We start from the raw sequence: 12,279 nt of genomic DNA, 5'->3' as shown, positions 1-12,279 counted from the left end.
GTTTACGCACGTGGTTCACAGCTGAGAAGGAGCACGTATGGGCATGGAGAAGCCGGCCGTCCTAGGAGGTGCGCCCGCCTTCGCGACCGCGCTTCCCTTCACCCGGCCCACGACCTCCGCCGACGCCCGGGTGACCTCGGCCATCGCCGGGATCCTGGCTTCCGGGACTCTCACGAAGGGGTCCGAACTGCGTCGCCTGGAGGAGGCGATATCGCGTTTCCTGGGCGTGGAGCACGCGGTGGTGACCTCAAGCGGCACGACCGGACTGATGCTGACCATGCGCTGTCTCGGGCTCTCCGGTGACGTGATCCTGCCGAGTTTCACCTTCATGGCCAGCGGCCACGCCGCCCGGTGGAACGGCCTCGATCCGGTCTTCGCCGACATCGATCCCCAGACCTTCGTGCTCTCGCCGGAGTCGGCCGCCGAGGTGTCGACCTCACGAACGTCCCTCGTCATGGGGGTGCACACGTTCGGCGTCCCCTGCGACGTCGAGGAGCTTGAACAAACGGCGGCGAGGCACGCGGTCCCTCTGATCCTCGACTCGGCGCACGGTTTCGGGGGTGTTTACCCCGACGGGTCGATGATCGGCTCCAAGAGCACGGCGGAGGTGTTCAGTCTCAGTCCCACCAAGCCGTTCACCTGCGGCGAGGGAGGTCTGATCACGACAGGTGACGCCGATCTGGCCCGGGAGCTGAAGATCGCGCGTGAATATGGCAATCCCGGAGACTTCGACAGCCTCTTCATCGGACTCAACGGCCGCCTGCCCGAGATGTCGGCCGCGTTGGGCCTGCACAACCTGCCCGGCGTGCCGGGCTACATCGAGCAGCGCAGGCAGGTCGCCGAACACTACCGGGCCAACCTTCACGACGTCGCCGGGATCACCTTCCAGCACATTCCCGAGGGTGCCCGCAGCACATACAAGGATTTCGTCATCCTGATCGACCCCGATCTGTTCGGGGTGGATCGGGACACCGTCGCCGCGGCGCTGCGCGGCGAGAACATCGACACCCGCCGGTATTTCGATCCGCCGCTCCACCTGCAGACCGCCTACCGCAGGTGGGCCGACACCTCAGGCCCGCTGCCGGTCACGGAAACGGTGGCGGCACGGGTTCTGGCCCTGCCGATGTTCTCCCAAATGACACCGGACCAGGTAGACGGCGTATGCGATGCGATGCGCCGCATCGGGGCGTATGCGGCGGACCTCTCGGTCCATGCCACCGTGGGACGGGCCTGAGTCTCCCCCATCCCACGGCGTTTCCTTCGATCACGTCGAAACGAGGTTCCGAGTAATGACGCATGGTCAACTGAGTGGGCCGGCGCCCGCGGCAGCCGTGGCGAGGCCGGCATGAAAATCCTCTTAGTCGGAGGCGCGGGATATCTGGGCGGCGCGCTGACCGACATCCTCGCCGATACTGAGCATGAGGTGCGGGTCTACGACGCTTTGCTTTATGAGGACGACTACCTCAAGCCCGTGCCCTTCATCCGCGGCGACGTCCGCGACCGGGACCTCCTGGCGCGGCATTTGCGGTGGGCGGACGCCGTGGTCTGGCTGGCGGCGCTTGTCGGCGACGGGGCATGTGCGCTGCGACCGGAGCTGACCAGGGAGCTGAACCTCGATTCTGTGAAATGGCTGGCCGAGAACTTCAACGGCCGGATCGTGTTCCTCTCCACATGCTCGGTGTACGGCGCGAGCCCCGAAGTGTGCACCGAAGGCATGGCCACCAATCCGCTGTCACTGTATGCCGAGACCAAGCTCGCGGCGGAGCTGCATCTGGCGGCCAGGGACGCGATCACGTTCCGGCTGGGCACGCTCTACGGGCTGGGGGACGCATATTCGCGGATCCGGCTCGACCTCGTGGTGAACACGATGACCATGAGGGCGATAACCGAGCGGAAGCTTCACGTCTTCGGGGGCCAGCAGCACCGTCCCCTTCTCCATGTGCGCGACGCCGCTCAAGCCATCGTGAACGGCCTGGGAACCCGGCATGCCGGGATCTTCAATCTGCACTCGGAGAACGTGCGGATCTTCGACATCGCCCGGCGGGTCCGCGACCTCGTCCCGGACGCCGTGGTGGTCACCACGGACGCCATGTTCGAGGACCTCAGGAGCTATCGGGTGACCAGCGACAAAGCAGGCCGTCTCCTGGACTTCACCCCCCGCCTGACCGTGGAGGACGGGATCATCGAGCTCAAGTCGCTCATCGCCGACCGGCGCATCAAGAACCTGGAGCATCCCCGTTATCGCAACCAGGAATACCTCGCCGACCACCTGACGGTGTCCGAGGCGGCCGGTCGGCGCTGACCGGCGACACCAACCGGCACACGACCGCCGGAGAGCGGCGGACGGCACCGGCGGGCGCCCCGGGTTCGCACGTGGCCGGTGTGCGGATAAGGGCCCGGTGTGCGCAAGACGTTCCATCACTATCGGCCGTGCACCCGGGCGCCGACGCCGGCGGCCCCCGGGTGCACGTTCCTTTGTGACTAGCGCGCCGACCACCGGCTGACGGGGCACCGCTGCGGCGGGCGCTCTCCACATTGCGGGCACGCATGAGCAAGGTATCCGGGTGGACGTGAGCACCTCCATCAATTCCCGCATATTGCAGTGCGTCATCGCAACTCCGATTGATTGCGCTACATATTGCGGATGTGAGTCTCCGACATCCCACGGCGTCTCCTGGGATTCACCCGGCCTGCCGGATGACGACCGCCTCGCCGACCGGCCCGGAGGCCCTGCGTACGGCGGTGCCGGATCGGGCGGCAGGCCGGCCCGCGGCACCTCTACGCGGAACGGGCACTCGGGGAGGAGTGGCGCGAGACCCGGTGCCCCGGCTGCGATGCGGCCGTTGTGCGACGCGGGAATTGGGAGACCGAGCCGACCCAATTGATCAATGGCCGGTGCGGCACCTGCGGCTACTTCATCTCCGGCAAGTGACAGGGACGGGCCGTCCACACAAGACGTTATGAACCTCCCACTGATGCCCTAAATTTCCATTCGCCAGCAGTTGACTCTAATCAGTCAACTGCTAGTCTGACGGTTATGCACCCGAAAAGCCATGCGTGCACCACCTGGAGCACCAAAGGCGTCGGAAGCCCTGCGTAACATCGCACTGTGCAGGTGATATGGGAGTCTGACCCACCGCGCAGACATCACCAGGCACCACGTGTTCCACCGTAGGCGTCACCCTATTGATCGGCTATCACCTGCAGTTATATCGCACTATGGGTCGGCTCACGTAGTCAGCGCCAGGTCTGGCGGAACCGATGACGCACGCCTGCGACAACTCTCATCGAACGTCTTCTGGGGGGAAACAGAGAACGCGGCACTTTGGTCATGATCTCCGAATATCCGGGGGCAGAGACCGAGCCGCGTTTGCAAACGCGAGCCCACTCGCGTGAGATCTCTATAGAACAGGAGAAAGAAATGGGAGAGGTCATCGAACAAGCAATAAGACGCGCAATCAATAGAATGTATGAGAATATCGGGGAACAGTTAACAATCGACGACATGGCGCGCACGGCAATGTTCAGTAAATTTCATTTCTCACGCGTGTTCCGTCAGGTGACCGGGGTCTCGCCCGGCAGATTCCTCTCGGCGGTGCGCCTTCAGGAGGCAAAGCGGCTTCTACTGTCCACGTCGTTGAGCGTCGCCGACATCAGCAACCGCGTCGGCTACACCAGCGTCGGCACCTTCAGCACGCGCTTCAAGAGCAGTGTCGGGGTGGCACCCACCCAGTATCGGCAGCTCAGAGGGGTCAGGACCGACCTCGTCCAGAACAAGGTCCAGGACGCGGCAGGGCACCGTGCCGCCACACTGCGGGGGAAGATCACCTTCCCGCAGACCGGAGAGCCGGGACGCATCTTTATCGGACTCTTCCCCGATTGGATCCCGCAAGGGGCTCCGGTGCGATCTGCTGTGCTTTCCCAACCGGGTCCATATACGCTTACGGACGTCGCACCGGGCATCTGGTATGTCCTCGCCCATTCCATGCCACACGGCAAGGAAGATCTGCTCGGTGACGATCTCCTGGCCGACCCCGCGTCGTGCGTCGGCACACACGGGCCGATTACCGTCGGTCCGGAGTCGGTCACAATTTCCGCCAACGTCAATCTGCGGCCGATGCGTGGCCTGGACCCACCCGTGCTCCACGCTCTGCTCGACACTCGGCGGAGCGCATTGAGCGCCCAGGCGAGCTGACTCGAACGCGGCTCGCGTATTTCGCGAGCCGCGTCGTCATTTCCAGGAGTCAGGCCATCTCCGGAAAGTCGGTCTCGGTGGTGCCGATCGCCTGCGTCACGGCGGGCCTGGCGACCTTGAGGTAGGCGTACCACGCCACCGCCACGGCCATCGTGACGAAGAACGCGATGACCACGAAGTTGAGCGGCCAGGACGGCCACGGCACCACGTTGACGTAGAAGACGTAGGCCATGCCGACCACCGAGACGAGGACCGCCGGCCAGAGGAGCGGCAGCCGTACCCCCTCTCGGCGCAGATAGATCAGTGCCGCGACGGCCACCACCGCATAAGCCACCATGTAGCCGTAGGTGCCGTAGGTGTCCACGTTGACCACGATCGACATGCCGTCGACGCCGAGCCCGAGCAGGAGCGCGGTGAGCAGCACCGCGAAGGGCGCGATCGCCAGGATGGCGCGGTGCGGGGTCCGCTGGTTGTGGTGGGTGCGGCCGAGGGAGCGGCTGACCACGCCCTCCTTGCCCATGACGAAGACGATGCGGCCGATGACGTTGATCGGCGCGACGACGACGGCGAAGAACGACGCGGTGATGCCGAGGCTCAGCACGGGCCGGAACCACCCGGGCATGCCGGTCGCCACGGCCAGCTCGTCGAGCGGGTTGCCGCTCGCGCCGAGGTCGCCCAGCACGCGGTAGCCCGCGACCTGCGTGTAGGCGGCGAAGACGTAGAGCAGGCCAACGCCGAAGGCGCTCCACATGATGGCCCGCGGGATCGCTTTGAACGGGTTGCGGGCCTCGCGGCCGAGGGCGTCGGCGCTGGAGAAGCCCACGAAGCCGAGGATGCCGAGCACCATGCCGAGCGCTACGCCGTGCGGGGTCGCCCCGGACAGGGAGAGCTGCGCGTCGTCGACGACCGGCCCGCCGGAGGCGAACAGCACCACGAACAGCATGATCGTGATGATCGCGATCGAGACGATCTCCAGGATGAGGGAGACCCGTGCCGACAGCCGGATGCCCCACACCGTGAAGAGGATGGCGAGCGCGCCGATCACGAGGGCGAGCGCGACGTTCCACGCGGTGTTCTGGATGGTGATCCCGATGGACGACAGGAACGCGTTGAAGTGGTAGACCGCTCCCCCCAGGGAGCCGGACGCGATGCCGAAACAGCCGATGAGCAGGGCGATTCCGGTGACGAACGCGCCGAACGGCCCGAGCCCCTGTGCGGCGTAGTTGTAGAGCGACCCGGCCGAGGCCCTGCGCTTGGCGAACTGGGAGATGCAGTAGCCCACCGCGAGAATCACGACGGTGGCCAGCGCGAACGACAACCAGGAGGCATTGCCGGCGCTGGCGTAGATCGCGGCCACGGTGAACGCGATGACCGCGCTCGGGGCGATGTTGGCGATGGCCTGGGCGACGACCTCGCCGCCGGACATCGCCCCCTTGCGCAGACCGCGGTCCTGCCTGGGGAGAGTTGTCTCTGACATCGGGTTCCTTAGGGGATCAGGAGGGTGCGGAGCGCCTCGCCGCTGGCGAGGGCCTCCAGGGCGTGGGGGGCTTCGTCGAGGGAGGCCCGGCGGCTGACTAGCTGGTCCAGGCGCAGGTGTCCGTCCATGTAGCGGTCGACCAGGGCGGGGATGTCGATGGCCGGCCGCACGCTGCCGTAGTTCGAGCCGAGGATGCGCTGGTCGGCCTCGGCCAGCACCAGCGGGTCGAACCTCGCGAGGGTGTTCTTGGGCGGCAGGCCGACGGCGACGGCGGCGCCGCCGAGGCCGAGCATGCGGATCGCCGCCTCCAGCGTCGCCTGGTGGCCGACGGCGTCGAAGGCGTAGTCGACCCCGTCGGGCAGCAGGTCGCGTACGGCTTCCGCCACATCGAGGCCGGTGCCCGCGATCTGGTCGGTGGCGCCGAGGGTGATCGCGAGCGCCGTCTTCTCCGGGCGGGTGTCGACGGCGATGATCCGCTCGGCGCCGGCGAGCCGGGCGCCCTGCACGACCGACAGGCCGACGCCGCCGCAGCCGATCACGGCGACGGTGCTGCCGGGCACGAGCGCCGCGGTGTTGGTCACCGCGCCGACGCCGGTGGCCACGGCGCAGCCGACCAGGGCCACGGTGTCGAGCGGGGCGTCCTCACGCACCTTGATCGCGCCGGAGGCGGGGACGACGGCCTCCTCGGCGAAGGACGACACCCCGAGGTAGTGGTAGACGGTCTCGCCGCGCCGGCTCAGCCTGCTCGTGCCGTCCTGGAGCACGCCGCCGGGTCCGACGACGTTGGCGGCGACCTGGCAGCGGGCCTCGTGCCCGGACCGGCAATAGCGGCAGCGCCCGCAGGGCGCGACCCAGGAGAGCACCACGTGGTCGCCCTCGGCGAGGCTGGTCACGCCGGGGCCGAGCGCGGTGACGACGCCGGAGCCCTCGTGGCCCATGACCATGGGGACGTGGACGTCCCATTCGCCTCTGCGCACGTGGAGGTCGGATCCGCAGACACCGGCCGCGGCGATCTTGACGCGGACCTCGCCCGGGCCCGGCGGGGCGAGGTCGACGTCCTCCACCCTGACCGGTTTGTCAGCGGCTTCGAATACCGCAGCGCGCATGCGACTCCTCCCCTAGAGCCGGGCCGAACCCCCGGCGAACGTGTGAGGGCCCTCCATCCGGCGCGCCTGTTTACGCAGGTCACAGCACGTGAACCGGCACATAGCATGAAGATGACCCAAATGAGAGGTTCATCCTAAAAACGGAACATCTATCTATGCATGTAGCCAAATGTCCACCCGGTGGGACAGGGGCCGCCGTTCCGCTACATGTCTTGATCCGCGGCCCGCGTGCCAGGGTCGTCCGTCAACCGGCGAAGGCGCCGCTCACAGGGAACAGATCGACACCTAGGGAGGGCGTGTCATGTTGGAGACGGTGGGCGACGTCGCCCAGCGGTTCCGGCTGCGGGTGCCGACCGGGGAGGCCGGTCTCACCCGCCCCATCCGCTGGACCCACCTCTCGGAGCTGATCGACCCCACCCCCTGGCTGCGCGGCGGCGAACTCCTGCTCACACTGGGACTGCAACTCCACGACGCCGAAGATTTCGCGGCTTATGCCGTACGGCTCGCGCAGGCACACATCGCGGCCCTCGGCTTCGGCATCGGGACGCACCATCCGTCCGTGCCCCCGCAACTGGTGGCCGAGGCCACACGGCACGGCCTCGCCGTACTCGAAATCCCGCAGGGTGTGGCGTTCCAGGACATCACCTATCAGCTCAACGCCGATCTCCTCCGGACTGGCGCGGCCGAGTCGCGGCTGATCGCCGAAGGGGTCAGCGCCATGACGCAGGTCGCGCGGAGTGCCGGCACGCAGGGGATCGTCGCCACGCTCGCGCACCGCATCGAGAGCTGGGCGGTGCTCATGGACCCGCACGGCACGATCCACGCCGCCGTCGGGGCAGCGCGGGTGCACGTGGACGACGCCCGCGCCGCGGCGCTCGGGCAGAGGTCGCGCATCCGGCATCCCGGCCTGACGGTGTACGGCGTGGGCGACCCCGTGCGGCCCCGCGCCCACCTCGTGGTCGCCCCCCGCCCCGACCGCATCAGCCTCACCCGCGAACTCGCGCAACACGCGACACTCCTGCTCGACCTGGCGCTCAACCCGCTGAGCGGCGGCAACACCTGGGGATTGGCGCGCGCCGACGCGGTCGACGCGCTGATGTCGGGGGACTCCACCTTGATCGAGCGGGTCTCGGCACGGTGGAACCTCGTCGCGGGAGATGTGACGGTCGCCCTGCTCCGGTCGCGTTCGCGCGCCGTGCCGCTGGAGGAGAACGTGCTGGCCTGGTGCGCCGAACTCGACCTGCCGCCCCTGGTCAGCGAGGAGTCCTCGCTGGTCACCGCGCTCGTGCCGGTGGACGAGGTGCCGCGCTGGCGCGAGCGGGTGACCCGCGCGGTCGAGCGCGAGGGGGTGCCCGCCCGCTGCGGCCTGGGCACGGCACAGCCGCTCGCGGCCTCCGCCCTCAGCCGCCAGCAGGCCGCGCAGGCGCTCGCGGTGGCGGTCGCCGACGCCAAACCCGTGGTGGACTTCGCCGGGCTGGCGACCGGGCGGCTGATCCTCCAGCATCTGGACCCCGCCGCCCGCACCGCGCTCACCACGCCGCTCCTGCCGCTGCTGGCCGGCGACACCACGCGGGTGCTGCTGCGGTCGCTGCGGGTGTTCCTCAGCGAGAACACCAACTGGGAGGCGGCCTCCTCCCAGCTCGGCATCCACCGGCACACCCTGCGGCAACGCATGGCGAGGGTCGAGGAGCTCACCGGGTTGTCGATCTCCACAACCGAGGACCGCGTGATCGCCTGGCTCGCCCTCCAAGCGCTGCACGCCGACCATCCGCTGGATCCGGGGTAAAAAAACCTTCCAAATCCGTGAAAGCGGATCCGGCCATCGGGTGATATCAAACGACGGCGATCGGATTCGAAGGGCGGATCATGCCGGGGGAAGGCACTGTGATCACGGCGCCGGGCGTCGCATGGGCGGCGTACTATTCCCTCCGCTTCGGCCCCGGCCGCCGGCTGCACGGCCACGAAGACCACCTGGGCATCACCTACCACGCCCACGGGCGGGACATCGTGGTCGAGGCGGGCTTCCACTCCTACGAACGCACCTCCTACCAGCAGTGGACCTACTCCCCCGAGGCGCACAGCGTGCCGATCGTCGTGGACGCCGAGTTTCGCGAGAGCGTCCCCACCCACCTGACCGCCTCGTCCGCCGAACCCGGGAGGCAGAGCTTCACCCTCAGCGACGACGCCTACGGCGCCCGCCGTACCCGCTCGGTGCTCGTCGACCACGGCCTAGGTGCGATGGTGGTGCACGACACGGTGGAGACGGGCTCCATGCTGCGCACCCTGTGGCACGTGGCCCCCGGGCTCGCCGTGCTCTCCGCGCGCAACGGCAGGGTCGTGCTGGGCAAGGGCGACTGGCGGGCGTCGATCACCCAGCTCGCCCCGCCGTCCGGGAAGCGGCTGACCGGCCAGGAGGTACGGCACAGCACGATCTCGACCGGCTACCTCAAAACGGCCGAGACCTCCGTGGTGGAGTCCCCCGCGGCGCCCGCCGTGCTCACCGTCATCGTGCCCGGCCACGCTCACCCGGCCGTCACCTGGGCGGACGGCGGCCTGAGCGTCCGCACATCGCAGGGCGAGGCGACCTTCCCGCTCTCGACCTGAGAGACGAGCGGGGAACCGCGGGCTCAGCTCCGGCCGGCGACCCGGGCGATCTCGCGGCGGGCGAGCACCATCTTGTGCACCTCGTCCGGGCCGTCGGCGAAGCGCAGCCCGCGTGCCCCCGCCCACAGCATGGCCAGCGGGTAGTCCTGGGAGACGCCGCCGGCGCCGTGCACCTGGATGGCCTTGTCGACGACCCAGCCCGCCGTCTCCGGGGCGGCGATCTTGATGGCGGAGATCTCGCGCCTGGCCGCCTTGGCGCCGTGCTTGTCGATCATCCACGCCGCGTGCAGCACGAGCAGTCTGAGCTGGTCGATCCGTACCCTCGCGTCCGCGATCCACCCCTCGACCGCGCCGTGCTCGGCGAGCGGGCGGCCGAAGGTGGTGCGGCCGGCGGCCCGCTTGCACATCAGCTCGAAGGCACGCTCGGCCATGCCGACGAGCCGCATGCAGTGGTGCACGCGCCCCGGCCCGAGCCGGGCCTGGGCGAGCGCGCCGCCCTGGCCTTCCTCACCGAGAAGGTTCGCGGCCGGGACCCGGACGCCGTCGAAGACGATCTCGGCGTGCCCGCCGTGGGTGCCGTCGGTGTAGCCGAACACCCTCATCCCGCGTTTGATGTGCATGCCGGGGGTGCCGCGCGGCACGAGCAACATGCTGTATCTCCCGCGCGGCGGCGCGCCGGGGTCGGTCACCGCCATCACGATGAAGATCTTGCAGTCGGAGCTCATCGCCCCGGACGTCCACCACTTGCGGCCGTCGATGACATATTCGCCGCCCTTGCGCACGGCACGGGTGGCGATGTTGGAGGCGTCGGAGGAGGCGACCTCCGGTTCGGTCATGGAGAAGGCCGAGCGGATGCGCGCGTCGAGCAGCGGCTCCAGCCACTGCTCCCGCTGTGCGGGGGTGGCGGCGAGGGTCAGCAGCTCCATGTTGCCGGTGTCGGGCGCGGCGCAGTTCATCGACTCGGGGGCGATCAGCGGGCTGCGGCCGGACATCTCGGCGAGCGGCGCATATTGCAGCGTGGTGAGGGTGCCGCCGTGGTCCTTGGGCAGGAAGAGGTTCCACAGACCCCTCGACCTCGCCTCGGCGCGCAACTCCGCCATGATGGGGGGCCGCTCCCAGGCGACCTCCTCGGTGAAGTGCGGCTCCGCCGGATAGATGTGCGACTCCATGAACTCGGCCAGCCGTTCGAGGTGGTCCTCGGTGGTCTGGTCGTAGGCGAAGTCCATCGCACTCTCCTTAGCGTGATCGTGCCGGGGCGGCGTCATACGGGAAGCACGGCGAGGCCGCGCTCGACCAGGACGGGAACCATCTCCCCGATGCCGTCGAATCCCTCACCGACGGTGAGGCCGCGTTTGTGCCGGCCGTGGATGCCGCCGAGGATCACCGCGAGCTTGAAGTAGGCGAGGGCGATGTGGAAGTCGAGGTCGTCCAGCGCGTAACCCGACTTCCGGGTGTAGCGTTCCGCCAGCGTGTCCCAGCTCGGAAACCCCGCCACGGCGCCGGGCGCGGCTGCCACCCCGTCGCCCACACGTTCCCACCCGACCCAGTAGATGTGGAACAACCCGAGGTCGGCCAGCGGGTCGCCGAGCGTGGCCATCTCCCAGTCGAGCACGGCCCGGATCCGCCCCGGGTCGGCGGCGTCGAGGATGGCGTTGTCAAGCCGGTAATCCCCGTGCACGATGCCCGCCCTGCCGGTCTCGGGCACCACCTTGAGCAGGCCGTCGGCGAGCGCCGTCATGCCGGGGAACTCCTGAAGCTCCTCCGAGCCCGTCACCTGGCCGCGCCAGCGGTTGACCTGCCGTCCCAGATATCCCTCCGGGCGGCCGAAGTCGCCCAGTCCCACGGCGGCGGGGTCGATCGAGTGCAGCTCGGCCAGGGTGTCGATGAGGTTGTGCGCGGCGCGCTCGGCCCGCGGACCGGCGATCTCGGCGAGGTCCTTCTCCGTGCGGTAGACGCGACCGGCGACCTTTTCCATGATGTAGAACGGCGCGCCGAGCACCGCGGGGTCGTCGCACTCGGCCACGACGGTCGGCACGGGCACCGCCGTGCCCGCCAGCGCCTTGATCACCCGTGCCTCGCGCCGCATGTCGTGCGCGGTCGCCTTCATGTGCCCGAGCGGGGGGCGGCGCAACACGAGCGCCCGGTCGCCGACCGTCACCTCGTAGGTGAGGTTGGAGCGCCCGCCGATGATCAGCGCGGCGGAGATCGGCCGCCCGGCGGGCGGGCACACCTTCGCGAGGTACGGTGTGAGCGCCGCTACGTCAAGCGTCACGCGGCGCCCGCCGGATTCTCGTGTGGATCTTCGTGGCACCCGCGCCGGGCGCGAGCCGTCATGTCGCTATGTGTCACCGCGTACCCTCGGGGAAGTCGGCAGGAGCTGCGAAAGCCGAGTCGGACGTTGGTGCTGACGCGGACGCTATCACGTGGATTCCGGGTCTTCACCGGTGCAGCGGAGGAATATTCTGTCCGACCGGCGATCAGCGAAGAAATCCACAAAACCCATGCCCATGGGCTCGGGCGCCCGGCGCGCTCACGCCGCCGCCGGGTTCGGCGGCTCGGCGGCCATGGGCGGATCGCTGTGCGTGGACGGATGCACCGGTGAGGGCACGGTGCGGAATGACGCCCCGATTAAGGCTGGAACCGATGGTGTAATACGGAAAATACTCTTGTTGCCCCGCTCGCAGAAATATGCATAGATAAACAGAGATAAGTCGGGAAGCTGCAAGGAGGTGAAGATCATGCTGAGAATGGTGAAACGCGCGCTCCGCATGCACCGCGGACAGATGAAGGGCCGTTACCCGATCTACCGCCTCCGCTAGCCGGAGCCGGCGCGCGGTGCCGACGACCTCACCCCCCTTCCCGTCCGCCGGACCCCCTCCCCTCACGGCACCCGTCCG

Annotated in this window: 10 protein-coding genes; 5 read left to right on the top strand and 5 right to left on the bottom strand. The window is 68.5% G+C overall.

What is annotated here, in order from left to right; genetic code table 11:
* Nucleotides 1–37: 37 nt before the first annotated feature.
* From Ssi02_RS14995 to Ssi02_RS14985, 3 genes are all read left to right on the top strand, one after another.
* On the top strand, nt 38–1,234 hold the full coding sequence (locus Ssi02_RS14995; protein WP_204025908.1) for a DegT/DnrJ/EryC1/StrS family aminotransferase: 1,197 nt from the start codon (nt 38–40) through the stop codon (nt 1,232–1,234).
* Nucleotides 1,235–1,345: 111 nt separating this feature from the next.
* Nucleotides 1,346–2,302, top strand: coding sequence for an NAD-dependent epimerase/dehydratase family protein (locus Ssi02_RS14990; protein WP_204025906.1), 957 nt, complete (start codon nt 1,346–1,348; stop codon nt 2,300–2,302).
* Between the two features lie 1,119 nt (nt 2,303–3,421).
* On the top strand, nt 3,422–4,195 hold the full coding sequence (locus Ssi02_RS14985) for a helix-turn-helix domain-containing protein (protein WP_204025904.1): 774 nt from the start codon (nt 3,422–3,424) through the stop codon (nt 4,193–4,195).
* 49 nt (nt 4,196–4,244) lie between these two features.
* Here Ssi02_RS14985 and Ssi02_RS14980 read toward each other — a convergent pair whose 3' ends face one another.
* Both Ssi02_RS14980 and Ssi02_RS14975 read right to left on the bottom strand, forming a co-directional pair.
* Nucleotides 4,245–5,672, bottom strand: a complete 1,428-nt coding sequence (locus tag Ssi02_RS14980) for an APC family permease (protein WP_204025902.1) — start codon at nt 5,670–5,672, stop codon at nt 4,245–4,247.
* A gap of 8 nt (nt 5,673–5,680) precedes the next feature.
* Nucleotides 5,681–6,778, bottom strand: a complete 1,098-nt coding sequence (locus tag Ssi02_RS14975; protein WP_204025900.1) for a Zn-dependent alcohol dehydrogenase — start codon at nt 6,776–6,778, stop codon at nt 5,681–5,683.
* A 301-nt stretch (nt 6,779–7,079) separates the two neighbouring features.
* On the opposite strand from Ssi02_RS14975, the gene Ssi02_RS14970 reads away from it, so the two are divergent.
* Together Ssi02_RS14970 and Ssi02_RS14965 are read left to right on the top strand one after the other, a co-directional pair.
* Nucleotides 7,080–8,564 (top strand): PucR family transcriptional regulator, encoded by a 1,485-nt coding sequence (locus tag Ssi02_RS14970; protein ID WP_204025898.1) that lies wholly within the window; start codon nt 7,080–7,082, stop codon nt 8,562–8,564.
* A 98-nt stretch (nt 8,565–8,662) separates the two neighbouring features.
* The gene (locus Ssi02_RS14965; protein WP_204025897.1) at nt 8,663–9,382 is read left to right on the top strand and encodes a heparinase II/III domain-containing protein; all 720 of its coding nucleotides are present in this window, start codon (nt 8,663–8,665) and stop codon (nt 9,380–9,382) included.
* 23 nt (nt 9,383–9,405) lie between these two features.
* Here Ssi02_RS14965 and Ssi02_RS14960 read toward each other — a convergent pair whose 3' ends face one another.
* The 3 genes from Ssi02_RS14960 to Ssi02_RS14950 all read right to left on the bottom strand — a co-directional run bounded on the left by Ssi02_RS14960 (nt 9,406) and on the right by Ssi02_RS14950 (nt 12,122).
* The gene (locus Ssi02_RS14960; protein WP_204025895.1) at nt 9,406–10,608 is read right to left on the bottom strand and encodes an acyl-CoA dehydrogenase family protein; all 1,203 of its coding nucleotides are present in this window, start codon (nt 10,606–10,608) and stop codon (nt 9,406–9,408) included.
* 35 nt (nt 10,609–10,643) lie between these two features.
* A complete protein-coding gene (locus Ssi02_RS14955) occupies nt 10,644–11,654 on the bottom strand; it encodes a phosphotransferase family protein (RefSeq protein WP_204025893.1) in 1,011 nt (336 codons plus the stop codon).
* 258 nt (nt 11,655–11,912) lie between these two features.
* On the bottom strand, nt 11,913–12,122 hold the full coding sequence (locus Ssi02_RS14950) for a hypothetical protein (RefSeq protein WP_204025891.1): 210 nt from the start codon (nt 12,120–12,122) through the stop codon (nt 11,913–11,915).
* Nucleotides 12,123–12,279: the final 157 nt, after the last annotated feature.

It is taken from the genome of Sinosporangium siamense (assembly GCF_016863435.1).
Lineage (GTDB): Bacteria > Actinomycetota > Actinomycetes > Streptosporangiales > Streptosporangiaceae > Sinosporangium > Sinosporangium siamense.
This window is presented reverse-complemented; position numbering and strand designations above follow the sequence as displayed.